This is a genomic window from Kitasatospora sp. NPDC048407, from assembly GCF_043200475.1.
Classification (GTDB): Bacteria; Actinomycetota; Actinomycetes; order Streptomycetales; family Streptomycetaceae; genus Kitasatospora.
In genome coordinates, this window is record NZ_JBICXW010000007.1 from 108,322 (window position 1) to 131,118 (window position 22,797).

The 22,797-nt window shown below is 71.3% G+C and carries 24 protein-coding genes; 9 read left to right on the forward strand and 15 right to left on the reverse strand.

What is annotated here, in order from left to right; genetic code table 11:
• The first annotated feature begins 12 nt into the window (after window positions 1–12).
• The 3 genes from ACGFWJ_RS16085 to ACGFWJ_RS16095 all read left to right on the forward strand — a co-directional run bounded on the left by ACGFWJ_RS16085 (window position 13) and on the right by ACGFWJ_RS16095 (window position 2,631).
• The gene (locus ACGFWJ_RS16085; protein WP_387644258.1) at window positions 13–426 is read left to right on the forward strand and encodes a PLD nuclease N-terminal domain-containing protein; all 414 of its coding nucleotides are present in this window, start codon (window positions 13–15) and stop codon (window positions 424–426) included.
• 349 nt (window positions 427–775) lie between these two features.
• A complete protein-coding gene (locus ACGFWJ_RS16090; protein WP_387644985.1) occupies window positions 776–2,368 on the forward strand; it encodes an acyl-CoA carboxylase subunit beta in 1,593 nt (530 codons plus the stop codon).
• Between the two features lie 59 nt (window positions 2,369–2,427).
• Window positions 2,428–2,631 carry an acyl-CoA carboxylase epsilon subunit gene (locus ACGFWJ_RS16095; RefSeq protein ID WP_387644255.1) on the forward strand — a complete coding sequence of 68 codons (204 nt, stop codon included), beginning with the start codon at window positions 2,428–2,430 and terminating at the stop codon, window positions 2,629–2,631.
• 62 nt (window positions 2,632–2,693) lie between these two features.
• On the opposite strand, the gene ACGFWJ_RS16100 is transcribed toward ACGFWJ_RS16095, so the two are convergent.
• The 7 genes from ACGFWJ_RS16100 to hemL form a co-directional block, all read right to left on the reverse strand.
• Window positions 2,694–3,098, reverse strand: a complete 405-nt coding sequence (locus ACGFWJ_RS16100; protein ID WP_043914717.1) for a hypothetical protein — start codon at window positions 3,096–3,098, stop codon at window positions 2,694–2,696.
• A 73-nt stretch (window positions 3,099–3,171) separates the two neighbouring features.
• Entirely contained in the window at window positions 3,172–4,293 is a 1,122-nt protein-coding gene (gene ccsB, locus ACGFWJ_RS16105) for a c-type cytochrome biogenesis protein CcsB (protein WP_392949632.1), read from the reverse strand.
• A 3-nt stretch (window positions 4,294–4,296) separates the two neighbouring features.
• The gene (locus ACGFWJ_RS16110; protein WP_392949635.1) at window positions 4,297–6,057 is read right to left on the reverse strand and encodes a cytochrome c biogenesis protein ResB; all 1,761 of its coding nucleotides are present in this window, start codon (window positions 6,055–6,057) and stop codon (window positions 4,297–4,299) included.
• A gap of 3 nt (window positions 6,058–6,060) precedes the next feature.
• On the reverse strand, window positions 6,061–6,840 hold the full coding sequence (locus ACGFWJ_RS16115) for a cytochrome c biogenesis CcdA family protein (protein ID WP_387861070.1): 780 nt from the start codon (window positions 6,838–6,840) through the stop codon (window positions 6,061–6,063).
• Window positions 6,837–7,427 carry a TlpA family protein disulfide reductase gene (locus ACGFWJ_RS16120; RefSeq protein ID WP_392949638.1) on the reverse strand — a complete coding sequence of 197 codons (591 nt, stop codon included), beginning with the start codon at window positions 7,425–7,427 and terminating at the stop codon, window positions 6,837–6,839. Before ACGFWJ_RS16120 ends, ACGFWJ_RS16115 begins: the two co-directional genes overlap by 4 nt.
• A 152-nt stretch (window positions 7,428–7,579) precedes the next feature.
• Window positions 7,580–8,230, reverse strand: coding sequence for a histidine phosphatase family protein (locus tag ACGFWJ_RS16125; RefSeq protein WP_380484498.1), 651 nt, complete (start codon window positions 8,228–8,230; stop codon window positions 7,580–7,582).
• Between the two features lie 32 nt (window positions 8,231–8,262).
• Window positions 8,263–9,603, reverse strand: a complete 1,341-nt coding sequence (gene hemL, locus ACGFWJ_RS16130; RefSeq protein ID WP_392949641.1) for a glutamate-1-semialdehyde 2,1-aminomutase — start codon at window positions 9,601–9,603, stop codon at window positions 8,263–8,265.
• A 250-nt stretch (window positions 9,604–9,853) separates the two neighbouring features.
• On the opposite strand from hemL, the gene ACGFWJ_RS16135 reads away from it, so the two are divergent.
• On the forward strand, window positions 9,854–10,459 hold the full coding sequence (locus ACGFWJ_RS16135; RefSeq protein WP_387644982.1) for a hypothetical protein: 606 nt from the start codon (window positions 9,854–9,856) through the stop codon (window positions 10,457–10,459).
• A gap of 36 nt (window positions 10,460–10,495) precedes the next feature.
• Here ACGFWJ_RS16135 and ACGFWJ_RS16140 read toward each other — a convergent pair whose 3' ends face one another.
• Together ACGFWJ_RS16140 and ACGFWJ_RS16145 are read right to left on the reverse strand one after the other, a co-directional pair.
• The gene (locus ACGFWJ_RS16140; RefSeq protein ID WP_392949644.1) at window positions 10,496–12,382 is read right to left on the reverse strand and encodes a DUF4419 domain-containing protein; all 1,887 of its coding nucleotides are present in this window, start codon (window positions 12,380–12,382) and stop codon (window positions 10,496–10,498) included.
• 127 nt (window positions 12,383–12,509) lie between these two features.
• Window positions 12,510–13,400: a LysR family transcriptional regulator gene (locus tag ACGFWJ_RS16145; RefSeq protein WP_392949647.1), complete on the reverse strand. Its 891-nt coding sequence runs from the start codon at window positions 13,398–13,400 to the stop codon at window positions 12,510–12,512.
• A gap of 65 nt (window positions 13,401–13,465) precedes the next feature.
• Here ACGFWJ_RS16145 and ACGFWJ_RS16150 point away from each other — a divergent pair, with 65 nt between their 5' ends.
• Entirely contained in the window at window positions 13,466–14,284 is an 819-nt protein-coding gene (locus tag ACGFWJ_RS16150; RefSeq protein ID WP_392949650.1) for an NAD(P)-dependent oxidoreductase, read from the forward strand.
• Window positions 14,285–14,382: 98 nt separating this feature from the next.
• On the opposite strand, the gene ACGFWJ_RS16155 is transcribed toward ACGFWJ_RS16150, so the two are convergent.
• On the reverse strand, window positions 14,383–15,141 hold the full coding sequence (locus ACGFWJ_RS16155; protein WP_392949653.1) for a GntR family transcriptional regulator: 759 nt from the start codon (window positions 15,139–15,141) through the stop codon (window positions 14,383–14,385).
• 189 nt (window positions 15,142–15,330) lie between these two features.
• Here ACGFWJ_RS16155 and ACGFWJ_RS16160 point away from each other — a divergent pair, with 189 nt between their 5' ends.
• Window positions 15,331–15,870 carry an ATP-binding protein gene (locus tag ACGFWJ_RS16160; RefSeq protein WP_392949656.1) on the forward strand — a complete coding sequence of 180 codons (540 nt, stop codon included), beginning with the start codon at window positions 15,331–15,333 and terminating at the stop codon, window positions 15,868–15,870.
• A gap of 15 nt (window positions 15,871–15,885) precedes the next feature.
• Here the strand turns inward: ACGFWJ_RS16160 and ACGFWJ_RS16165 are convergent, their stop codons facing one another.
• From ACGFWJ_RS16165 to ACGFWJ_RS16175, 3 genes are all read right to left on the reverse strand, one after another.
• Window positions 15,886–16,857 (reverse strand): N-acetylglucosamine kinase, encoded by a 972-nt coding sequence (locus ACGFWJ_RS16165; RefSeq protein WP_392949658.1) that lies wholly within the window; start codon window positions 16,855–16,857, stop codon window positions 15,886–15,888.
• The gene (locus ACGFWJ_RS16170; protein ID WP_387861052.1) at window positions 16,854–17,609 is read right to left on the reverse strand and encodes a sugar isomerase domain-containing protein; all 756 of its coding nucleotides are present in this window, start codon (window positions 17,607–17,609) and stop codon (window positions 16,854–16,856) included. The genes ACGFWJ_RS16165 and ACGFWJ_RS16170 overlap by 4 nt, the downstream gene beginning before the upstream one ends.
• Before the next feature lie 107 nt (window positions 17,610–17,716).
• The gene (locus ACGFWJ_RS16175; RefSeq protein ID WP_392949661.1) at window positions 17,717–18,700 is read right to left on the reverse strand and encodes a hypothetical protein; all 984 of its coding nucleotides are present in this window, start codon (window positions 18,698–18,700) and stop codon (window positions 17,717–17,719) included.
• A 194-nt stretch (window positions 18,701–18,894) separates the two neighbouring features.
• Here ACGFWJ_RS16175 and ACGFWJ_RS16180 point away from each other — a divergent pair, with 194 nt between their 5' ends.
• On the forward strand, window positions 18,895–19,473 hold the full coding sequence (locus ACGFWJ_RS16180; protein ID WP_392949664.1) for a DUF4291 domain-containing protein: 579 nt from the start codon (window positions 18,895–18,897) through the stop codon (window positions 19,471–19,473).
• 27 nt (window positions 19,474–19,500) lie between these two features.
• Here ACGFWJ_RS16180 and ACGFWJ_RS16185 read toward each other — a convergent pair whose 3' ends face one another.
• Window positions 19,501–21,150, reverse strand: a complete 1,650-nt coding sequence (locus ACGFWJ_RS16185; protein ID WP_392949667.1) for an RICIN domain-containing protein — start codon at window positions 21,148–21,150, stop codon at window positions 19,501–19,503.
• A gap of 259 nt (window positions 21,151–21,409) precedes the next feature.
• A complete protein-coding gene (locus ACGFWJ_RS16190) occupies window positions 21,410–21,649 on the reverse strand; it encodes a chaplin (RefSeq protein ID WP_380471543.1) in 240 nt (79 codons plus the stop codon).
• Between the two features lie 408 nt (window positions 21,650–22,057).
• Here ACGFWJ_RS16190 and ACGFWJ_RS16195 point away from each other — a divergent pair, with 408 nt between their 5' ends.
• The gene (locus ACGFWJ_RS16195; protein ID WP_387644209.1) at window positions 22,058–22,300 is read left to right on the forward strand and encodes a chaplin; all 243 of its coding nucleotides are present in this window, start codon (window positions 22,058–22,060) and stop codon (window positions 22,298–22,300) included.
• A gap of 82 nt (window positions 22,301–22,382) precedes the next feature.
• Entirely contained in the window at window positions 22,383–22,775 is a 393-nt protein-coding gene (locus ACGFWJ_RS16200) for a chaplin (RefSeq protein ID WP_392949670.1), read from the forward strand.
• Window positions 22,776–22,797 lie beyond the last annotated feature (22 nt).

Sequence of the window (22,797 nt, forward strand, 5' to 3'; positions counted from 1 at the left end):
GAGTTCTGCGCTGTGCTTCTGCGAGTCGTCCCCACGGTGGCACTGCTGGCCCTGTGGGTGTGGGCGTTCATCGACTGCCTGACCACCCCGGAGGACGAGATACGCCACCTGCCGAAGGTGGTGTGGGTGATCATCGTGCTGCTGTTCCCGCTGGTCGGCTCGATCGCCTGGCTGGTGGCCGGCAAGGACCGGGCCGCCGCCCGACGGCGGCGGGGGTCGTGGCCGTCCGGCCCGGCCGCCGGGTTCCCGGAGCGCGGGCGCCCGCTCGCGCCGGACGACGACCCGGAGTTCCTGGCTTCGCTGAACCGCGGCAACCAGCAGCACGAGCAGCTGCTGGAGCAGTGGGAGGCCGACCTGCGGCGCCGCGAAGAGGAGCTGCGCCGAAGGGGCGAACGTCCCGAGGAAGGCGACGGCTCCAAGGCCTGATCCCGCTTTTGGCGGATCCCTACGATCCAGGCGTTCTCCAGTTCCGCTCCATCCGGCCGCCGGCCTTCGCGCGCCCCTTTCGGGGGGCCTCGTTCCGGTGGCCTTCGTATGCCCTCCATCTTGCCGCTGACCTGCCAATTCACTGGTCCGGGAGATCCCGGTGGGGGTATCCCCCAGGACCCGCCCGGAGTGACCCGGCGGTAGGCCCGTGCGCCCCCTTCTGTGCGTCCTCTACAGCGATCGGCGTCCGACCTTGTACGGAACCGACGCCGAAACGCGGGCGCACTGGCTCGTACTGTCGTAACAGAAGAGGTGTTCGCTGGCTCACGTGACCTTGGAGAGGTTCGAGATGACGGTCCTGCACGATGCGCCGGTCGGCGGCGAGGCTCCGGCCGATGCCCGTAGCCGGGTCACCGAACTTCACGAGCTGCGCGAGCAGGTCCGCCGGGGTCCGAGCGAGAAGGCCACCGAGGCGCAGCACGCCAAGGGCAAGCTGACCGCCCGGGAGCGGATCGAGCTGCTGCTGGACGAGGGTTCGTTCCGCGAGGTCGAGCCGCTGCGCCGGCACCGCGCGCAGGGTTTCGGCCTGGAGGCGAAGAAGCCGCACACCGACGGCGTGATCGTCGGCTGGGGCACCGTCCACGGCCGTACCGTCTTCACCTACGCCCACGACTTCCGGATCTTCGGTGGCGCGCTGGGCGAGGCCCACGCGCAGAAGATCCACAAGATCATGGACATGGCCATCGCGGCCGGTGCCCCGCTGGTCTCGCTGAACGACGGCGCCGGCGCCCGCATCCAGGAGGGCGTCACCGCGCTGGCCGGTTACGGCGGCATCTTCCAGCGCAACACCCGCGCCTCCGGCGTGATCCCGCAGATCTCGGTGATGCTCGGCCCGTGCGCCGGCGGCGCCGCGTACTCCCCCGCGCTGACCGACTTCGTGTTCATGGTCCGTGAGACCTCGCAGATGTTCATCACCGGCCCGGACGTGGTCCAGGCCGTCACCGGCGAGAAGATCACCCAGAACGGCCTCGGCGGCGCCGACGTCCACTCCTCGGTGTCCGGTGTCTCGCACTTCGTCTACGACGACGAGCAGTCCTGCATCGAAGAGGTCCGCTACCTGCTCTCGCTGCTGCCGCAGAACAACCGCGAGATGCCGCCGACCGTCGCCAACGACGACCCGGTGGACCGCCGCAACGACTCGCTGCTGGACCTCGTCCCGGCCGACGGCAACCGGCCGTACGACATGCGCAAGGTGATCGAGGAGATCGTCGACCACGGCGAGTACCTCGAGGTCCACGAGCGCTGGGCGACCAACGTGATCTGCGCGCTGGCCCGGGTGGACGGCCACGTGGTCGGCATCATCGCCAACCAGCCGCAGTCGCTGGCCGGCGTGCTGGACATCAACGCCTCCGAGAAGTCCGCGCGCTTCGTGCAGATGTGCGACGCGTTCAACATCCCGCTGGTGACCATGCTGGACGTGCCCGGCTTCCTGCCCGGCGTGGACCAGGAGCACGACGGCATCATCCGGCACGGCGCCAAGCTGCTGTACGCGTACTGCAACGCCACCGTGCCGCGCATCCAGCTGATCCTGCGAAAGGCCTACGGCGGCGCGTACATCGTGATGGACTCCCGCTCGATCGGCGCGGACCTGTCCTTCGCCTGGCCGACCAACGAGATCGCCGTGATGGGCGCCGAGGGCGCCGCCAACGTGATCTTCCGCCGTGACATCAACGGGGCCGAGGACCCCGAGGCGATGCGCGCGCAGAAGATCAAGGAGTACAAGAGCGAGCTGATGCACCCGTACTACGCGGCCGAGCGCGGCCTCGTCGACGACGTCATCGACCCCGCGGAGACCCGGGCCGTGCTGGCCTCCTCGCTGGCCATGCTCCGCACCAAGCACGCCGACCTGCCGAGCCGCAAGCACGGCAACCCGCCGATGTAACCGGTGCGTCGCGCCCGACACCACCGTTCAGCCGCCAGCCTGGGGGAGAAACAGGAACCATGAACGAACCTCTCGTCCGCATCGTCCGCGGCTCGCTGTCCGTCGAGGAGCTCGCCGCCCTGACCGCCGTGCTGGCCGCCCGCGCCGCGCAGGCCTCGGCGGTCGCCGCCGCCAACCAGGTCGTCGAGCCGATCGCCACCTGGTCCCGGATCGAGCGCCGCCCGGCGTACTTCTCCCCGGTCAGCTGGCAGCAGGCCGCGTAAGCGTGAACACGCGAGGGGCTCCGGAGGCAGTGCCTCCGGAGCCCCTCGCGTGTTGCGTGCTGCTACGCCGCGGCCAGCGCCGCAGGGCGGCCGGCGTGCATGGTGATGAGGTTGGCCGCCAGCCGCTGCGGGTCCTGGGCCAGCCAGAGCCGCACCGCGGCCCCGAGCATGATGCAGGACGAGCCGAGGCGGACGCCGGTGGAGTGGGCGATCCGCGCGGTGGCGATGGTGAGCAGGTCGGCGAGCTCGGTCGGCAGCCACACCGTGAGCGCGCAGGGCGCCGGGGTGGCGAGCGCGGCGAGCAGCCGGTGGGCGTCCGCCGGGCAGTGCAGCGTGGGCAGAACGTCCAGCAGGCCGTCGGCGACGACCTCGGAGACATCGCTGTGATGGCCCTGGGCGAGCCGTCGCAGCAGCGCACGTTCCGCTGCGGTGATTCGGACGGTCATGATGACCTCGTCGCACTCCATGGTGCGGCCCTCCTCGCGGCTTTGTGGATCTCGGGGGTGGATCAGGGGGTGGTGGAGCAGGTGGGGCGGGGCGTCAGATACCGGCGTACGAGTGCTTGCCGGTGACGAAGATGTTGACGCCGTAGAAGTTGAACAGCCAGCAGGCGAAGGCGAGCAGGGCCAGGTAGGCGGCCTTGCGTCCGCGCCAGCCGGCGGTGGCCCGGGCGTGCAGGTAGGCGGCGTAGGCGACCCAGGTGATGAACGACCAGGTCTCCTTCGGGTCCCACTCCCAGTACTTGCCCCAGGCGGCCTCGGCCCAGATCGCGCCCGCGATGATGGTGAACGTCCACAGCGGGAAGACCAGGGCGTTGATCCGGTAGGACAGCTTGTCCAGGGTGCTCGCCGCGGGCAGCCGGTCCATGAAGTTGGCGGCCCGGACGGTCAGGCCGGCCGCGATCCGGTGCTCGTAGCGGTCCTTGAGCAGGTAGGCACCGGTGGCGACGGCAGCCGCGAAGAGGGCGCCGCCGCAGATCGTCGCGGTGGAGACGTGGATGCCCAGCCAGTAGGAGTGCAGCGCCGGGACGAGCTGCTCGGACTCGGTGTACAGCACGCTGACGGCGACGCCGAGGATCAGCAGGACCGCGATCACCACGGGCAGGCCGAGCCAGCGCACGTTCTTCTTGGTGGCCAGCAGCACGACGTACGAAGCGACCATCATCAGGCCGAACGCGACGGAGAACTCGTACATGTTGCCCCACGGCCAGCGCATCACCGACAGGCCGCGGGTGACCACGCCACCGATGTGCAGCAGCATGCCGAGCACGGTCAGCGAGACCGCGATCCGGCCGGCCACGTCGGCCTTCTCGCTGCTGCCGGCCGGGCCGAGGCCGTCGGCCGGGGTGTCGTCGCCGCGGCCGCTGGTCACCGTGGTGGCGCCGGCGTCGGCCAGCGCGGTGCGGGTCAGGGTGGCGGTGCCGCCGCCCTGCGAGGCCACCGTGACGCTGACCTTGCGCACGCCCTTCGCCGCGTCGGCGGAGTCGCTGACCGACTCCCCGAGGGTGGCCTGCTGCCGGGAGCGGACGGCGACGCCGCCCTTGGCACCGAACGTCCACTCGAACATCTGAGCGAACATGGCCAAGGTGTAGACGGCCATGGCCGAGTAGACCAGCTTGTTGGAGATATCGGCCAACTCATGGTTGACCTGCGCGAGCAGCACCGTCTACTCCTTGGTTTCCGGGGCGGTGGGGGCGGCTGCGGCCGGGGAGTCGGCCGCAGCCGGTGCGTCGTCGTCAGCGGTGTCGTCGGCGGGGCCGGCGGGGGCCGGTTCCTCGTCGGTGGCCGGGGCGTCGTTCTGCAGCTCGACGGCGAGCTCGGCGAGCTCCTCGGCGGTGCGGGCGGACTCGCTGCGGCCCAGCCCGGCCACCTCGACCAGGGTGCGGCCGTCGGCGCCGGTGGTGGCCCGGACCCAGATCCGGCGGCGCTGGACGAACAGCGAGCCGATCAGGCCGAGAATCGCGGCGACCGCGCCGACCAGCGCGACGGAGTTGCCGGGGTGGTGCGAGATGGTGAAGGTGGCCCACTGCTGGTAGCCGTCGAAGCTGATGGTCCCGTAGTTGTCGGGCAGCTCCCATGCCTGGCCGACCTTGAGGCGGGCCTTGGCGATGTCGCCGTCGACCTTCAGCTGGGTCATCGCCTTGTCGTCCAGCTGGTACACGTTCTGCGGCAGGCCGCTGTCGGTGCGCAGGTCGCCCGCGTAGGCGGTGAGCACCAGCATCGGGTCGGCGGCGCCCGGGAACATCGACCGCGGGCCGGTCACGTTGAAGTTCTCCGGCGCGGTGGGCAGGAAGAAGCCCTGGAACGCCAGCTGGGTCTTGTTGCCGTTGGCGTCGGTGCCGTAGTCGTTGACCTTGATCACGCCGGGCGAGGTCATGTTGGCGTCGCGCGGCAGGAACGGCGTCGGGCCGCGGAAGACGATCTCGCCCTTGGCGTTCTTGACCGTCACCACCGGGGCGTAGCCGTGGCCGATCAGGTAGACCTTGGAGCCGCCGATCTCCAGCGGGTGGTTGACCTCGATGGTGGACTTCGTCAGCTTGGTCGCGTCGTCGCCCGTCCAGTAACGGACGTTGGCGGTGAACTGCCGGGCGGTGCCGGTCTGCGGGCCGGTCTCCTGGTAGCGGGCGGTGAAGCCGTCCAGCTTGAAGCCGAACTTGTCCAGGTCGTTCACGCCGTAGAACTGCGAGCCGTAGAAGTCGTCGATCTGGGTGGTGGTGTTGGAGTAGCCCTGGCCTTCAAGCACCAGCTTGCTGGCGGAGCCGGAGGCCACGCCGGCCCAGGCGACGCCGATCAGCAGCGCGAACAGCGAGAAGTGGAACAGCAGGTTGCCGACCTCGCGCAGGTAGCCCTTCTCGGCGGCGACCGACTTGCCGTTGGCGTGGGCCCGGAAGCCGCGCTTCTTCAGCAGCGCGTGGGCGGCGGCGTGCACGGTCTCCGGGTCGGCGCCGCTGTGCCAGGCCGCGTACACCGGCATCCGGGTCAGGTTGCGCGGGGCCGCCGGGGGCTGCGAGCGCAGCACGCCGACGAACTGCCAGGTACGCGGGACGATGCAGCCGGCCAGCGAGATGAACAGCAGGATGTAGATCGCCGAGAACCAGGACGAGCTGTAGACGTGGAAGACCTGGAGCTTCTCGAACAGCGGCGTGATGCCCTTGTGGGCCTCCTTCCACGCCACCAGCTTCATCGTGTCGGGGCCCTCCTGCGGGACCAGCGAGCCGGGGATGGCCGCCAGCGACAGCAGGAACAGCAGCAGCAGGGCGACCCGCATCGAGGTGAGCTGCCGCCAGACCCAGCGCAGCCAGCCGGTGACGCCTATGCTGCCGGTCGGGATCTCGCCTTCCTCGGGCGCGGTGCTGAGCCGCTCGACGTCCGGGGAGTCCGGGTCCGCGGCGTCGGCCGGCTGGGGGCTGGTCTTGGTGTCGCTCACGGCTCAGATTCCGATCGAGAAGTTCTGGGTGAGGTACTGGAGCTGGTTGACCAGCGCGTCCCACGCCCCCGTCACCAGGGCCAGGCCGACGGCGACGAGCATGCCGCCGCCGATCCGCATCACCCACTGGTAGTGGCGCTTGACCCAGCCGAAGGCACCCAGCGCCTTGCGGAAGGCCAGCGCGGCCAGGACGAACGGTACGCCGAGGCCGAGGCAGTAAACCGCCATCAGCAGCGCGCCACGCCCGGCGCTGGCCTGGTTGAACGCCAGCGACTGGATGGCGGCCATGGTCGGGCCGATGCACGGCGTCCAGCCCAGGCCGAACACCACGCCGAGCAGCGGGGCGCCGGCCAGGCCGACCGCGGGACGGCGGTGCGAACGCAGCTCGCGCATGGTGAAGCCGGGCAGCAGGCCCATGAAGGCCAGGCCCATCAGCACGGTGAGCGAGCCCATCACGATCGAGATGACCCGCTTGTGCTCCTGCAGGGTCTGCCCGAAGGAGCCGAACAGCAGGCCGGTGGAGACGAAGACCACCGCGAAGCCGAGCACGAACAGCAGCGAGCCGGCCAGCATCCGGCCGCGGCGCGCGCCGCGGGCGTCGGAGAGGTCGGCGGCGGAGAAGCCGGTGACGTAGCTGAGGTAGCCGGGCACCAGCGGCAGCACGCACGGCGAGAAGAACGAGAGCAGACCGGCGGCCAGCGCGATCGGCAGGGCGGCCAGCAGGGCGCCGCTGCCGACGGTGTCGTTGTAGCCGACCCCGGCCGCCGCCAGGGCGGCGCTCACTTGGACTCCGCGAGGACCGGTTCGACCATCTTGTCGAGGTCCTCGCTGGACATCGCGCGCATGGCGCGGGCGGCCAGCTTGCCGTCCTTGTCGATCACGATGGTGGTCGGGATGGACTGCGGGTTGAGGCTGCCCTTGGGGAACTTGAGGATCTGGGTGCCGTCCGGGTCATAGATGCTCGGGTAGGTGATCCCGAAGTTCTTCTCGAACGCGACGGCGTTGGCGGGGTCGGTGTCCCGGGTGTTGATGCCGAGGAACTGGACCTGGTCGCCGTACTTCTGGGAGCTCTCCTGCAGGCCCTTGGCCTCGGCCCGGCAGGGGCTGCACCAGGAGCCCCAGATGTTGAGGACGACCACCTTGCCGCGGTAGTCGGAGAGCTTGAGCGCGGTGCTGTCCAGCCCGGTGCCGCTGATGTCCGGAGCGTCCACCCGGTGACCGGCGGCGGCGGTGTCGATGCCGCCCTTGCCGGTGATGAAGCCCACCGAGCCGCCTCCGGAGCCGGAGCTGGCACACCCGGTGAGGGCCAGGGCGGTGGCCGCGCCGAGGGCGGCGGTGAGGCGGGCGCGGCGGCTTGACGTCCAAGACATGTGAAAAGTTTCGCATGGCTCTTCGGCCCGTTTTAGGGGGGTCCGGCGTTGATGACCGGACCCCCTCTGACCTGCGAATACTTTATTTATGATCGTCTTAATTCGGGCATTTTCCAGGCAGGCCAGGCTTACCTGAGCACCATCAATGTGAGCTACGCCCCGAAGCTCTTCCCGACCGGCTTGTCGCCCTTCTTGCCCTTGCCCACCAGGTGCGCCGGCAGCAGATCGCGGGCCGGCTCGCGGTAGCCGATCGAGACGATCCGGTCACCCTCGTAGGTGAAGCTGGTCAGCGAAGCGAGCGAGCACTGCCGGCGGCGCGGGTCGTGCCACAGGCGGCGGCGCTCGGCGAACGAGCGCAGGATCCAGATCGGCAGCTGGTGGCTGACGCACACCGCCTCGTGCCCGCGCGCGGCGTCCCGGGCGCCGGCGATCGCGCCCATCATCCGCACCACCTGGTCGATGTACGGCTCGCCCCAGGACGGCTTGAACGGGTTGGTCAGGTACTTCCAGTACCCCGGGTTGCGCAGCGAGCCGTCGCCGACGCCGAAGGTCTTGCCCTCGAAGATGTTCTCCGCCTCGATCAGCCGCGGGTCGGCCGCGACGGTCAGGCCGTGCGCCTTGGCGATCGGCTCGGCGGTCTCCTGGGCGCGCTCCAGCGGAGAGGCCACCACGTGGGTGATGTCACGGTCCTTCAGGTGGTCGGCCACCCGCTCGGCCATCTGCCGCCCCAGCTCGGAGAGGTGGTAGCCCGGCAGCCGGCCGTACAGCACGCCCTCCGGGTTGTGCACCTCGCCGTGCCGCATCACGTGGACGACGGTGATGTCCTTCTTCTCGCTCACTTCGACTCCTCGGTGGCCTCGGCGGCGGCACGGGCGGCGGCGGGCAGGGCGGCGGCGATCCGCTCGATCGCGCGCGCGTCGTGCGCGGCCGAGACGAACCAGGACTCGAACGCCGACGGCGGCAGGTAGACGCCCTGGCTCAGCATCGAGTGGAAGAACCCGTTGAAGCGGAACGCCTGCTGACGGCGGGCCTCGTCGTAGTTGGTGACCTGCTGGTCGGTGAAGAAGACCGAGAACATGTTGCCCGCGGTCTGCAGGCGGTGCGCCACGCCCTCCTTGGTGAGCGCCTCGGTGACCAGGCCGGACACCTCGGCGGCGACCTTGTCGACGGTGGCGTAGACCTCGTCGGTGCAGTTGCGCAGCTGGGCCAGGCCGGCGGCGGTGGCGATCGGGTTACCGGACAGGGTGCCCGCCTGGTAGACCGGGCCGGCCGGGGCGAGGTGCGCCATCACGTCGGCGCGGCCGCCGAACGCCGCGGCCGGGAAGCCGCCGCCCATCACCTTGCCGAAGGTCAGCAGGTCCGGCGCCCAGCCCTCGCGGGCGGCCTCCAGCCCGAACCAGCCCGCCTTGGAGACGCGGAAGCCGGTCATCACCTCGTCGGAGATGAACAACGCGCCGTTCTCCCGGCACAGTTCGGCCAGGCCGCCGTTGAAGCCGGGCAGCGGCGGGACGACGCCCATGTTGCCGGGCGAGGCCTCGGTGATCACGCAGGCGATCTCGCCGGGGTGCGCGGCGAACGCGGCGCGCACCGCCTCCAGGTCGTTGTACGGCAGCACGATGGTGTCGCCGGCCTGCGCGCCGGTGACGCCCGGGGTGTCCGGCAGGCCGAAGGTGGCGACGCCGGAACCGGCGGCGGCCAGCAGCGCGTCCACATGACCGTGGTAGCAGCCCGCGAACTTGACCACCTTGGCGCGGCCCGTGAAGCCGCGGGCCAGCCGGATCGCCGACATGGTGGCCTCGGTGCCGCTGGAGACCAGGCGGACCTGCTCGACCGGGGCGATCCGGGCGACGATCTCCTCGCCGAGCTCGACCTCGCCCTGACCGGGCGTGCCGAACGAGGTACCACGGGAAACCGCCTGCTGCACGGCCTCGATCACCGCCGGGTGCGAGTGGCCCAGCAGCATCGGGCCCCAGGAACACACCAGGTCCACGTACTCGCGGCCATCGGCGTCGGTCAGGTACGGGCCGCTGCCCGACACCATGAACCGGGGCGTGCCGCCGACCGCGCGGAAGGCCCGCACCGGCGAGTTGACGCCGCCGGGGGTGACCGCCAAGGCGCGCTCGAACAGCGACTGGGACTGGGGTGCTTCGTACGGGTAGCTCATCTGCTCGCTCATCCGTTGGGTCCGCGGGGTGGCCTGGAGCCTCTCTTACCCGAACATGGTCTCAAATCGTGTCTTTGCGTTCTGCATGTCGGGCCCGATCATCTGGAACGATGATCCGTGTGCTGCTCCCCTCACTGCCTGTGGCGAAGGTAAGGTCGTGTAGCGCGTGCTCGTGTAGCGCGCAAGCAGACGGGTAAGGGGCATGTCCGGAGGGAAAGTCGGACATGCGGGGGTCTGTCGATTCCGGCGAGTTCCGGTGAGGATGGTCCGAGTGTCCGAGAGGCAGGACGGTTTCGACGAGGCCGCGGAGCGTACCCGCAGGCCGGACGAGACCGGCGGGGGCAGGGAAGCGGGCAGGGGAAGGAGGGGCGAGGGCAGAGTGGGGGTCACCTACAAGTACTTCGGCGCACCGGACCGCGCCACCGCCGCCAGAGTCCCCACCGCCCTCGGCCCCGGTGGCCTCGGCCTCGACGCGGGTGAGCTCGGCGCCCTGGGCCGGCTCGGCGACCTGATGGAGACCAGTGGCTCCGGCAACGGGCACCTCTCCACCAAGATCAAGCCCGAGACGATGAGCGCGATGGTCCTCACGGGCATTCAGGGCGTCCCGCTGCACCACGTCCCGCCGCTCGAACTGGTGGTCCTGCACCCCGACTACGCGGTGGTCCAACTCCCGCACACCGTCGTCGAACCGCTCCGCAAGGCCGACGAACCCGAGCTCGGCGCCGCCGCGTTCATCTGGTCCACCGTCCCCGACCGCCGCGGCCCGCGGGACGCCTTCGTCATCTACCAGATGCTGCACGAGTGGCAGGACTTCGCCTCCCGCCTGCACGAGGCGGGGCACCAGCTGTACTGCCTGGTATGGCCCTGACGCTCCGCCAGGCGCAGGGCCGTTCCCGGTGATCGATCAGTCGCGGTACCCCAGCGCCTCGTCCAGGTCCGGGCCGAAGCGGTCGTAGAGCTCGATCTCCCCGGTGCCGGGGAGGGATTCCCCGAGGTGCCAGTGGCCGTCGGACGCCGACCGGACGTAGTAGTCCGAGCCGACCTGGACGATGTGGCTGGGCTCGAAGGCGCCGGTTCGGGTGGGGTCGTCGTCGTCGGTGACCGTCCGGTCGAGGGGGAGGGCCCGGGCGACGGGGTCGCCGGTGACTTCGCGGAGCCGGGCGTGGGTCCAGCCGTCCGGGAGCAGGCGGTCGGCGGGGTGGGGCCGGTCCGGGAGGAGTTCCAGGACGGCGTGGGCGAGGCGCGGGCGGAGGTAGTCGCCGTCGCGTTCGAGGCCGAGCAGGCCGGCCAGGAACGTCATCTCGCGCTCGCCGTCCGGGCGTTGCCAGCGGAACCGGGCGCTGGAGACGTGGGACGGGAAGTCTTTCTGCTCGTAACTCCTTCCGCCCCGCCAGCCGAAGGACGTCTTGGGCTGCGGGCCGTCCGGGGTCTGGGTGTGGGCGAACAGGGCGGTGATCCAGCCGGTGACGGATTCGCCGCCGGAATGCGACTTCCACTTGTAGAACGAGCGCCAGAAGTCCTCGTCGACGGGCCCGCCGGCGGCGGTACGGGCAATCTCGGCGAGGACGGGGCGCAACGCGTCGAACCAGGGGCGCAGGCCGTCGAACCGGGCCGCGAGGGAATCGACCCGGCCGGCGAGCAGCTGCCAGTCCTCGGCGGTGCCCTCCAGGCGGATCCGCGGGATGCCGCACAGGGTCGTCCAGGTGAAGCGGTAGTACGGGCCGACCACGGACATCAGCGCCACCAGGGCCGAGGACAGGTCGTCCGGGGTGGTGGTGCTGAAGCGGGGCAGGAAGAGGTCGGTGACCTCCGCGCCGAGCTTCTCGCGCAGCGGTTCGAGCACCAGCCGGATCGACCGGCTCCAGTCCGGATCCGGGGCGAGCAGGCTGTCGTCCTGGACTGCGATCTCCTGCTGGTGCGCGGGCGTGTCGGTGAAGATCCCGGCGTACGTCTCGGAGTTGAGCCGCACATGGATCGCCACCTCGTGCACCACGGCGTACCAGAGGACGTCCGGCGCGAGGCTGAGCGGGAGGTGCGCGCAGAAGCTCTGGTGGGCGGCGCGAACCAGCAGGCTCCAGGTCGGCTCGGGGCCGCCGTGCGGGCGGGGTGCCGCCACGAGGGTGGTGGCGGAACGGTGGTGGACCCGCACCTCGCGGGACGAAACGGCCTGCAGGAAGGGCGCGTTGTCGACCGCCCGGAGGGTCGCGGCGAGTTCGACGGCCCAGTCGTCCGGCGGCAGCGGCAGGTCGATCACGGCCGCGGCCGGGCGCGGTGCGGCGAGGTTCCACTCCGCGGGGAGGGCGGTGTCGCAGACGGCGCAGGTCAGGTCATCGTCCTTGACCAGGTTGATCTGTGCGCACGCCCGGCAGCGGCGGAAGGCGCACGCATGGGTGAACCCGTCCGGCCGGGCGGTGAGGCCTGCCCGGTCGAGGGCGTCGGCGGCGGCCGGCCAGCTGTCCAGGTCCGGGCAGTAGCCGGTGGACAGGTTGCTGATCTCGCGGACCGCCCACCCGCCGCCGTCCTGCCGGGCGAAGCGGATCTCACCGGCCGCCAGGACGTCCGCCCCGCCTGCGCACGCGACGTGCTCGCTGCGGCGCGGTGCCAGCCGCAGCATGCCGGTGGGGTCGACCACGTAGGTGACCGGCTCGTCGCACTCGGCGGGCGTCAACTCCGCCAGCCAGCGGTCGAGTTCGGTGAGGGCGAGAATGGCGCGGCCGAGGGTGCTTCGGTCTGCGCGGGCGAGCAGTTCGGGCGGGCCGACGTAGGCGAACATGCGGGGTCTTCCGGTCATGCCGACACGGTAGGGCCCGGCAGGGCGGGCGTCGGGCTTTCGTGGAAGAAGGGCGTGGACGAGTACTGCCGGGCCGTCCAGCCGCCGCTGTGGGCGCCCCTGGAGGAGAGACGGCCTGACCACCCCGTCACTCGGCGGCTGCGGCGCGCAGCAGGGGGAGGAAGGCCGTGACCGCCGGTGCGGGTCGGTGGCCCCGGCGGATGGCGGTGTGGACGTGGCGGACCGGGGTGTCGTCCGGGTGCAGCGGGACGAGGGCGAGGTCCGGGCGGGCGGCGCGGGCGGCCAGGGACGGGATCAGGGTGATGCCCAACCCGGCTGCCACCAGGCCGAGTTTGGCCGTCCAGCCGGCCACCTCGTACTCGACCCGGGGCTGGAAGCCGCTGCGGGCGCAGGCAGCGAGCAGGGTGGTCTCGATGCGGCGGCTGGCGGTGATCCACGGCTCTTCGGCGAGGTCGGCCAGTCGCAGGCGGCGGCGCCGGGCCAGCCGGTGTCCGCGCGGCAGGGCCACCAGCACCGGGTCGTCGGCGATCCGGTGGAGCTCGAACTGCTCGGTGTCGTACGGGTGTTCCGGGTAGGCGGTGACAAGTGCGAGGTCGATCGCGCCCTCCGCGAGCAGTTCCAGCAGCTGCGCGGACAGCCCCTCGGTGAGGGTGAGCGCGATGCCGGGGTGTGCGGCCCGGAACGCGGCCAGCGCGGCCGGGACGAGGGCCGCGTTGGCGCTGTCGAACGCGCCCAACCGGAGGTGGCCGGAGGCGAGTTGAGTCAGCGCGGTGAGGTCGCGGCGGGTGCCGTCCAGCCGGTCCAGCATCGCTTCGGCGTGCGGCAGCAGGGCCTGCCCGTGCTCGGTGAGCCGCACTCCGCGGGCCAGCCGGTCGAACAGCGGGACGCCGAACTCGGCTTCCAGCGTGGAGATTTGGCGGGAGATCGCGGACTGGGTGAACCCCAGCTGCTCCCCCGCCGCGGTGAACGAGCCGAGCCGGGCGGCGGTGCGGAAGACGTCGAGCCAAGCCATGTCCATTCGACATGGCTACCATGCGAGACATTCGCTTGTCGCCTGTCTGGGCCGCCCCTAGCGTGGCGGCCATGGAGATCACGGAGCGCATTGCCTTTCTCGGACTCGGCCGGATGGGCCTCCCGATGGCCCGCCGACTCGCGGGCGCCACACCCGAGTTGGCGGTGTGGAACCGCACACCGGGCCGGGCCGAGGGCCTCAGCGAGGCCGCCGCCCCGGCGGAGGCCGTACGCGGCGCCGGGGTCGTCGTCACCATGCTGTCCGACCCGGCGGCGGTGGCCGAGGTCGCGAAGCGGTTCCTCCCGGCCGTGGAGCCCGGCACGCTGTGGATCGAGATGTCCTCGATCGGCCCGCAGGCCGCGGCCGGGCTGCGCGCTCAACTCCCGGACGGTGTCACGATGGTGGACGCCCCGGTGCTGGGCAGCGTCGGTCCCGCCGCGACCGGCGACCTGGTGGTGTACGCGGGCGGCGAGGCGGCGGATCTGGACCGGGCCCAGCCCGTCCTGGAACGCCTCGGCCGGGTCCTCCGCTGCGGCGGCCCCGGCGCGGGTGCGGCGCTCAAGCTGGTGGTGATGGGCGCGGTCGTCGCGTCGGTGACCGCCGTCGGCGAGGCGCTCACCGTCGCCGAACAGCTGGGCGTCTCCGAGGAGTTGGCGCGTCGCGCGCTGTCCGCCGGCCCGCTCGCCGGCATCATGGCCCGGGCCGGGAGCACGGAGGCCGACTTCCCGATCCGCCTTGCCGCGAAGGACCTGACCCTCGCCAACGGCGGACCCGTCCTCCAGGCCGCCCGCACCACCCTGCTCGCCGACCCCGCCCTCGCCGAGCACGACCTCTCCGCCATCGCCACCACCCACCGCCCCCGGCCCGCCGGGCACGCCCTCCACCCCTGATTGGTCCAGACGGATCGAGTTCCGTCGAAACCACGGGTAGCGGACTTGTCCACAGCCCTGTGGACAACTGTGCCCAGTTGCCCGTCGGCTGTGGATGCTCAGGCGTCGAAGTCGTATTCGAGGATGTACGAGGCCGAGTCGAGCACCATCTCGTTGAACTCCACCACCTGGCCGTCCTCGGCGAAGGCGGTGCGGTTCACCAGGAAGACCGGCGTGCCGGGCGCGAGGGCGAGGCGCTCGGCCTCGTTGCCGGCGGGCATCCGGGAGCGGATGTGTTCCTGGAAGTGCACCGGCTTGTGGCCGAGTTCGGCGAGCCGGGCGTAGGTGCCGCCGGGGCCGGTGTCCGGGTCGGTGATCCGGCTGCCCGCCACCAGCGCGGCCGGCAGGTAGGACTCGGAGAGCAGCACCGGCTTGCCGTCCAGGACGAAGCGGCGGCTGCGCACGCAGGCCGACTCGCCCGGCTTCAGGCCGAGGACGGCGGCGATCTGCTCGGGCACCTCCCGTTCGGTGACGGCCAGCTGGTCCACCGTCAGTTCGCGGGCCGCTATGTCGGTCGACCAGACCGAGAAGCCGCCGCCCCAGTTCCGGTCGGACAGCCGCTGGATGCCGCGGCGCCTTATCGGCCGGAACTCCCGGACGAAGACCCCCACCCCCTTGCGGGCCTCCGCGATCCCCTCGGTCTGCAGCACGCCGAGCGCCTGGCGGGCCGTCATCCGGGCCACGCCGTACGTCACCATCAGATCGTTCTCGCCCGGCAGCCGGTCACCCGGTCGGTAGCGGCCTGAGTCGATGTCGCGCTTGAGATCCTCGGCGATCCGCTGGTACTTGGGCTGGCTGGCGCGGGGGTGACTGGTCATGGCGGCGGGCTTCCTTCCCTTCTCTAGACATCCTACGCACGGTACGCCCCCCGATGCATTGACATCTCTAGAGATTTCAGCTTGTCTAGAGATGCTGCAATCTGACATACCCTCATATCGGCTGCCGAGTCTCCCGTTCATGGGCGTTTCACCAGCGTTCATCGAACGAAACCGCGTGAGGAGCCCACCATGTCCGTGCACCGTCGATGGTTCTCACTGCCCCGCGAGCCCGCCACCGTCGCCGCCGGACGCCGCCGGGTCCGCGCGCTCATCACCGCCTGGGGCGGCACGCCCCTGGACGAGGACACCCAACTGACCGTCGATCTGGTCACCTCCGAACTGCTCGGCAACGCCGTCCGCCACGCGTCCGGCCCGATCGTCACCGTCGGCGTGCACGCCGACCCGCTGCACCACCGGGCCGTCATCGAGGTCTACGACACCGCCCCCACCGTCCCGATGGCCGGGCGCCCCGACCGGGACTCCGAGTCCGGCCGCGGCATCCTGCTGATCGCCGAACTCGCCCTCGCCCACGGGGTGATCCGCAAGCGTACCGGGAAATGGGTGTGGGCCGAGATAGCCCTCCCGGCCGGGCGGGCCGACCGGCTGTGGTGGCCGGCCCGGCACCGGAGCACGAAGGAACACCGGGGGCCCGATCGGAGCCCGGAGGAGGGCGTCCCGCGGAAGACCCCGGCCGACCGGGTCGGGCCCGGAGCCATGACCTGCCACTGACGCCCGCTCGACCACTCACGCGGTCAGGCGGCCGTGGAGCTCCTCCGTTCCGTGGCCCAAGGTCCGGGCGGCGAGCCAGGCGGCGGCACCGGCGCCGTTGCGGGCGGTGAAGACCTCCGCGTCCGGCCAGCGCGCGGCCAGCCGGGGACGCAGGTGAGCGACCAGCGGCGTCTCGGAGGCGAGCAGACCGCCGGCCAGCACCAGCGGCAGCGACGAGTCGGGTTCGCGGACCAGGGCGAGCGTGTCGATCAGGTGGTCGGCGGCGCGGTCGACCAGGGCGAGCGCCACCGGGTCACCGGTCGCCGCCCGGTCGAGGACGATCGGGGCGAACCGGGCCAGCCGGGCCGGCGCCTCGGCGTGGGCGGCGGCGATCAGCGCGGAACGCGGCTCGCGGCCCAGGCCGCCGGGCCCGACCAGCGCGTCGGCGATCGCACCCGCCAGGCCGGGCAGTTCAAGTGACGATCCGTCGAACGGCAGCGCGCGGTCCACGGCCGTGAGCGCGGCGGAGACCGCTTCGCGCCCCAGCCAGAAGCCGGAGCCGCGGTCGCCGAGCAGCCAGCCGTGGCCGTCGGCGGTGCGGCGCAGCGCGTGGTCGCGGATCTCCGCGGCGATCGCGCCCGTGCCGCTGAGCAGCAGGGTGCCGTCGGCGGCGGCGGTCCCGGCCGCGTGGGCGAGTTCGGCGTCGCCGACCAGGCGCGGTGTGATGGTCAGTCCGGTGGCGGGCCAGAGCGCCAGCACCTCCGGCGGAGCGAGCGAACCGCCCGCGAGACCGATCACACCCGCCGCCACCCGCGCCGGATCGAGCCCGGCCAGCGCGGCCCGCACAGCCCCGCCGATCTCCCGGACGGCAACCTCCGCGCCGTGCGCGACCGGGTTGCCCCCGGCACCGTGCGCGGTGCCGAGGATCTGCCCGTCCAGGGTCGCGACCAGCGCTCGGGTGCTGGTGCCGCCCACGTCGAGGCCGAGCACCAGCGGCGTGCCGGTCATGCGGTGCGACGGATGCGGCCGGCGTACAGCGCTTCCAGCTTGTTGTTGTGCTCGTCGCCGCCGGGAATGTTCGCCGACAGGTAGACGGGCGGAACGCCGCCGCTCTCCTCGACCCGACGAATCACCTCGGCGACGATCTGCTGACCGAGCAGCGCGGCCGTGATCGACGAAATACCACAGGCCCGGCCGCCGCCCGCCATCGGAAGCACGGCGTCACCGAACGGCGCGCCGTTGTCCAGCACCACGTCCGCGTAGTCGCGCAGCCGCAGGCCGGACGGGTGCTTGGGCTGAACACCCGCCGTGTGCTCGGCCGAGGTGACGACGATCAGCGGGTGGCCGTTCTCCTTCGCCAGCCGGGCGAGTTCCACCACGCAGCCGTTGACGCCGGAGTTGGACGCCAGAATGAACACGTCCGCCGGGTGCGGGTCGGTCAACTCCCAGAGCATCGCGGCGGATTCGGTACCACGCTCCAGCTCCGAGCCGGACAGGATCTCCACCGGCCGCCCGCCGAACAGCACCACATCACGCAGCGCGATCCGATTGCTCGGCACCAGCCCGCCGGCCCGCCCGGCGATCTCCATCGCAAACGCCTCGGAGTGCCCGGTACCGAACGCCTGCACAATGCCGTCCGCAGCCAGCGCATCCGCGATCAGCTCAGCGGCCCGCGCCACCTCCCCGGCCTGCGAGCTGCTGACCTTGTCGATGGCGGCATGGGCGGCAGCAACGAAGTCGGCCGCAGAAGGGCTGGTCACGGGAACCTCCAGGCAGAGCACTGTGGGACGGCTCACATGGTCGGCCCGGTCCGCCACCGCTGTCAACGACAGGACTAGACCAGTGCAGGGAATCAACCCGGCCACCGTCACCAGGGCTCGAACCCCGCACACTCGAACGGGTCGTCCTCCGGATCCAGCCCCGGCAGTCCGGGCACGTCCAGCTCCCCCCGCAGCCAGCCCACCAGCACCGCCACCAGCCCACCCGACAGCGGCACTTCACCCCACACGTGCCGGGGCCGGACCACCAGCGGCCAGGTGTCCGGGTCCGCGCCGGTGACCAGCCAGCCCAGCCGGTCGGCGTCGATGCTCGTCCCGATCACCAGGAAGCCGTCCGCCGGGGCGTCCAACCCGCGCGACAGCGAAGGCAGCCCCAACCACTCCGACCAGGTGCCCCTGCCGTACAACGCCATCAACTCCCGGTAATCGGAAGGCAGTCGGGCACCCAACGGGTCCGCAATCGGCCGCTCCGGGGGCGGCACCAGAAGCCGCAACGCGGCCAGCCCGGCCGGCCCGCGCAACGCGAACTCGCGTTCGTCCCCGGTGAGTTCACGGCGCGGCGACGGGCTCCACCGAACGTCCTGCTGCCAGGACGGCGCGACCGTGGCCGGCAGCGGGCCCAGGTGGCCGACCCGGTCGAGAATCACCGTCTCCAGGAAGGCGGCCAACGTCAGCCCCGAGTCGAGCAGCGGCTCGGGCCGGGTCGGAGCGCACAGCACCACCGTCCAGTGGTCCGGATCCGGATCAGCGGTGTTCCAACACAGGAACGTCCGGCCGTTCACGACGCTCCCCCAGGGCAGCAGCCCGCCGGGCGCCGGATACAGGCGGGGCGGGACGACTCCCGCCTCACGCAGCTCGACCCGCAGGTCGTGCTTGGACCACGCCAGCGCCCCGAGCTGCTCCCGGGTGGGCGCGTACAGCGCGATCTCCCCGCCGATCACCACCGTCCCGTACCGCGTCAACTCCCAGTACTCGCTCGGCAGTCGCACCCCGAGCCAGGACTCGACGGCCACCCGGTCCGGCGCGAAGGGCGTGAGCGGGCCGACGGGGTCGAGCTGGGCGAGAAGGTCCATGGCGCCGATACTGGCGGAACTGCGCGACAAACGCTCATCGGTCCGTCAGGTCCCGAGCACGTGCAGGTCATCGCCATGCGTCGCGATCTTCCCGACGAGTGCCTTCCGCCTCGCGCAGTTCCCCGCGCCCCTGTCTTCGCGACCTGACCGAATATTCGCGGGCGCGCGGCGGCCCCGACGGACAGGATGGCCGGATGGACGAGGTACCGAAGAAGCAGATCAGAGCCCGTTACGACGAGGAGACGGTGACGGTCTACCAGGCGTTCCGGCCCGAGATCGCGGACCCGGCGGTGGCCGACGGTCGGTGGCCGGAGGCGTTCTCGCGGGATCGGATGACGTGGATCAAGCCGTCGTTCCGCTGGCTGATGTACCGCAGCGACTGGGCGCGGAGCCCGGGGCAGGAGCGGATCGTCGGGGTGGTGATCACGCGTCAGGGGTTCGACGCGGCGCTGGAGGCGGCGGTGCTGAGCGGGTACGAGCCGGGGCTGCACGCGTCGAAGGCGGAGTGGCAGCGGGCGTTGCGGCGCAGTCCGGCCCGGGTGCAGTGGGATCCGGAGCGGGATCTGCACCTGCAGCCGCTGCCGCACCGGTCGTTGCAGTTGGGGCTGAGCGGGGAGCTGGTGCGGCGTTATGCCGGGGAGTGGCTGGTACGGATCGAGGACCTGACGCCGCAGGCCCACGAGTTGCACGCCACCAGGGACGCGGCGCTGCTGCCGCCGGAGCGGCCGTACCCGATGCCACCGGGTGCGGCCGCCCGACTGGGTGCGGGCTGACGGCGAGCCGCCGGCCCGCAGGCAGGATCAGCCGTGCAGGTAGACGATGCCGAGCTTGGTCAGCTGCCAGTGCTGCGCGGCGGAGCCGTTGTCGGCGGCCAGCTGCACCAGCGGGTTGCCCTGGGCGTCGGTCTGGGTGGTGGCGGTGGCCAGCTTGGTGGCGTCCTGGGAGTCGGCCAGCTTGTAAGTGCCGTCACCGACCGGCTGCAGGAGCCAGTGCTGGTTGCCGCCACCGTTGCAGCCCCACTGCTGGATCTTGGCACCGGGCGCGGTGGAGGCCCCGGACACGTCCAGGCACATGTTGCGGTTGCCGCTGAAGTCGAGTTCGAAGGAGCCGCCGGCCTTGATCTCGAACACGAAGGACTGGTTCAGCCCGCCGGTGGCCGGATAGGTGATCGCGGGGCGGCCGTTGGTGGAGTCACCGTAGGTGCCGCCGCCGGACAGGTCGAGCGCCTTGCCGTTGGCCTGGTTGGTGAGCTGGTACCAGGCGCCGTCCTCGGGGGTGTCCGGGAACGGCTTGCCGGGGGTGAGCGCGGTGATCGAGGTGGTGTTCTGCTGGTTGAGCGAGCAGAACGCCTGCCCGAGCCCGGCCTGCTGGTAAAACTGCCGCAGGCAGGCCGCCTCGGCCGCGTAGCCGGCGACCCGCAGGTGGTACGACTGGCGGACGTTGTTCATGCACAGGCCGGGGATGGAGATCGGACTGTCGCAGCCGTTGCGGGTGCTCTCCGACAGGTCGATCACGTCGCCGTTGGTGTACTCGTACGGCGAGCTGGTCCACTCCGCGCAGACCTCGTGCCCGAAGGCGACCCGCCGCTGGTCGAGGTAGCGCACGCCCGGCACGCCGGAGGCGGCGTCGCGCAGCGCGTCGCTGAGCGTGGGGACGACCCAGTTGTGGCCCCAGGCGAGGTCCTCGGGGAAGGCCGGGCAGCCGTCGGCGACCTTGCCGACGTAGTCGTTGCGCCGGATGTCGGGGGTGATCGGGTTGAAGTACGACTGGTAGACCAGCTGGTAGGAGTCGTCGGAGTAGCCGGCCTTGCGCATGGTGTTGCGGATGTTGGTGAGCGCGGCCGTCACCTTGGGCTTGACCCCGGCGGCGCGCCGGGTGATCTCGGCGCTGCCGATGGTGTCCCGGCAGCCCTGGGACTGCGGGATCGGGAAGTACTGGGCGAGGCAGGACATCATGATGCCGGCGAACTCGAAGTCGTCGTTCGCGCCGATCGTGACGACGACCATCTTCACGTCGTAGTTGGCGGCGGTGGCGGCCAGCTGGACGTCCTGCTTGGCCTCGCCGAAGTCGCCGCTGCCCGGTCCGGTGATCTTCGCCAGCTCGGGGTCGCTGACCAGGTCGCCGGTCTGCGCGCCGGAGCAGGCCAGGTCGATCGGGGTGACACCGGGGAGCTGGGTCACGAAGATCTCGGACTTGGTGGAGCGGTGGCAGTAGTTGGTGGGGCTGTCCGTGCCGGTGACGTAGTCGTCGTTGGTGTCGGTGCCGGCTCCCTCGCCGGAGATCGCGCTGTCGCCGAGGGCGACGATCGCGGCGGGCTTGCCCGCGCTGGGCGAGGCGGCCTGGGCGGTGGCCGCGGTGCCGAGGCCGGAGCCGAGGCCGAGGGCGGCCAGCAGCGCGGCGGTGGCGAGCAGGGCGGGGGACCTGCGGCGGACCATTGGTGTCCTGGACACTCATGACTCCTTGCGGGGGTGGGGGTACGCCCGGCGGGTGCCGGGCGGCGCGGAGCATGGGGGAACCGGGCCGGAACCCGGCGAACATGAGGCAGGCTCACATGCTAGGTACTGACAGGTAACACAACAAGACTCGCGGAGCGAACGGCTACGGCACCGCGACGGCCCGTCAGGAGCTCGGCCCGCAAACGCAGCTGAGCCGCCGCCCACACCCCACCAGGAGGATGTGGACGACGGCTTGATCAACCAGCGGGTGCCGTCAGCCGCCGTTGACGCAGGTGTTGCCGAACGCCGGGTTCAGCAGGCCGATGATGTCGATCGAGTTGCCGCACAGGTTGACCGGGATGTGGATCGGGACCTGGACCTGGTTGCCGGACACGACACCGGGGGAACCGGCGGCGACGCCCTCGGCCTCGCTGCTCGCCATGGCGGAACCCGCACCGGCGGCGACGATGCCCACGACAGCGGCGCCGACAGCGGCGGCCTTCTTGATGCTCATTTGAGTCTCCTCGATAAATCAGATCTTCCAATTGCCGCGCCGGGGCTACCGGAAGGAAGCACACGGGACGTGCACTCAGCCAACGAAGCCACTCCGAATCAGTTGCGATGCTCTTCGGACAATCACCCGTCCGGCGTAACCGCAGCATTCGGGTGAACGGCCCGGACGATCGGCGAACTCGACCGTTTCCCCCGCCGTACTGGTTCGTTCTTCCTGGCGAACCCCGCTGACGTGAACAGCCGCCGGCGCACCCCCGACGCAGCACGCACCGCCCAAGCCACGGGCGACACGCGGGTCTTGAGCCGCGTGAGTGACATTCACGGCGCATCCGGAAAACAGCGGGCGATGATGCCAATCGCCCGACACCCGACCTTCCACAGTCGGGCAGAACGTGAGGAAGAAAGAGCCATGCGCAACTTCAAGAAGGCGGCGGTCCTGTCCATCGCCGCCGCCGGCCTGGTCCTCGGCTCGGCCGGCCTGGCCAACGCCTCCGCCGAGGCCGAGGGCGTCGCCGCCGGTTCCCCCGGCGTGCTCTCCGGCAACGACATCCAGGTTCCGATCCACATCCCGATCAACCTGTGCGGCAACACGATCGACATCGTCGGCATCCTGAACCCGGCCTTCGGCAACACCTGCATCAACGGCGGCTGAACCGCCCGACGCCGTACCGCGCCGTACGCCCGCGCCACGCGGCACACCAACTCCCCGCTGCGATCTAGGAGATCAACCCCTCATGCGCAACTTCAAGAAGGCCGCGGTCCTGACCGTCGCCGCCGCCGGCCTGGTCCTCGGCTCGGCCGGCCTGGCCAACGCCTCCGCCGAGGCCGAGGGCGTCGCCGCCAACTCCCCCGGTGTGCTCTCCGGCAACCTGATCCAGGTCCCGGTCCACGTCCCGGTCAACGTCTGCGGCAACTCGATCGGCATCATCGCCCTGCTGAACCCGGCGTTCGGCAACACCTGCATCAACGGCGACGGCGGTACCGAGGGTGTGGAGCCCGTGGCCGCGCCGGTCGAGCACGAGCACGGCGAGCCGGCCGAGCACGAGCACTCCGAGCCGCCGGCGGAGCACGAGCACCACCACGGGCACCACCACCACCAGGAGCCGGTGGACGAGGACTGCGACTGACCGGTCCCGGCCGATCGCCAGC

Excerpts from the sequence above, each read along its gene's own strand:
- ACGFWJ_RS16090 (WP_387644985.1), top strand. The coding sequence starts at position 776 with ATGACGGTCCTGCACGATGCGCCGGTCGGCGGCGAGGCTCCGGCCGAT.
- ACGFWJ_RS16095 (WP_387644255.1), top strand. The coding sequence starts at position 2,428 with ATGAACGAACCTCTCGTCCGCATCGTCCGCGGCTCGCTGTCCGTCGAG.
- ACGFWJ_RS16100 (WP_043914717.1), bottom strand. The coding sequence starts at position 3,098 with ATGGAGTGCGACGAGGTCATCATGACCGTCCGAATCACCGCAGCGGAA.
- ACGFWJ_RS16120 (WP_392949638.1), bottom strand. The coding sequence starts at position 7,427 with ATGTCTTGGACGTCAAGCCGCCGCGCCCGCCTCACCGCCGCCCTCGGC.
- ACGFWJ_RS16125 (WP_380484498.1), bottom strand. The coding sequence starts at position 8,230 with ATGCGGCACGGCGAGGTGCACAACCCGGAGGGCGTGCTGTACGGCCGG.
- hemL (WP_392949641.1), bottom strand. The coding sequence starts at position 9,603 with ATGAGCGAGCAGATGAGCTACCCGTACGAAGCACCCCAGTCCCAGTCG.
- ACGFWJ_RS16135 (WP_387644982.1), top strand. The coding sequence starts at position 9,854 with ATGGTCCGAGTGTCCGAGAGGCAGGACGGTTTCGACGAGGCCGCGGAG.
- ACGFWJ_RS16140 (WP_392949644.1), bottom strand. The coding sequence starts at position 12,382 with ATGACCGGAAGACCCCGCATGTTCGCCTACGTCGGCCCGCCCGAACTG.
- ACGFWJ_RS16145 (WP_392949647.1), bottom strand. The coding sequence starts at position 13,400 with ATGGACATGGCTTGGCTCGACGTCTTCCGCACCGCCGCCCGGCTCGGC.
- ACGFWJ_RS16150 (WP_392949650.1), top strand. The coding sequence starts at position 13,466 with ATGGAGATCACGGAGCGCATTGCCTTTCTCGGACTCGGCCGGATGGGC.
- ACGFWJ_RS16155 (WP_392949653.1), bottom strand. The coding sequence starts at position 15,141 with ATGACCAGTCACCCCCGCGCCAGCCAGCCCAAGTACCAGCGGATCGCC.
- ACGFWJ_RS16160 (WP_392949656.1), top strand. The coding sequence starts at position 15,331 with ATGTCCGTGCACCGTCGATGGTTCTCACTGCCCCGCGAGCCCGCCACC.
- ACGFWJ_RS16165 (WP_392949658.1), bottom strand. The coding sequence starts at position 16,857 with ATGACCGGCACGCCGCTGGTGCTCGGCCTCGACGTGGGCGGCACCAGC.
- ACGFWJ_RS16175 (WP_392949661.1), bottom strand. The coding sequence starts at position 18,700 with ATGGACCTTCTCGCCCAGCTCGACCCCGTCGGCCCGCTCACGCCCTTC.
- ACGFWJ_RS16180 (WP_392949664.1), top strand. The coding sequence starts at position 18,895 with ATGGACGAGGTACCGAAGAAGCAGATCAGAGCCCGTTACGACGAGGAG.
- ACGFWJ_RS16190 (WP_380471543.1), bottom strand. The coding sequence starts at position 21,649 with ATGAGCATCAAGAAGGCCGCCGCTGTCGGCGCCGCTGTCGTGGGCATC.
- ACGFWJ_RS16195 (WP_387644209.1), top strand. The coding sequence starts at position 22,058 with ATGCGCAACTTCAAGAAGGCGGCGGTCCTGTCCATCGCCGCCGCCGGC.
- ACGFWJ_RS16200 (WP_392949670.1), top strand. The coding sequence starts at position 22,383 with ATGCGCAACTTCAAGAAGGCCGCGGTCCTGACCGTCGCCGCCGCCGGC.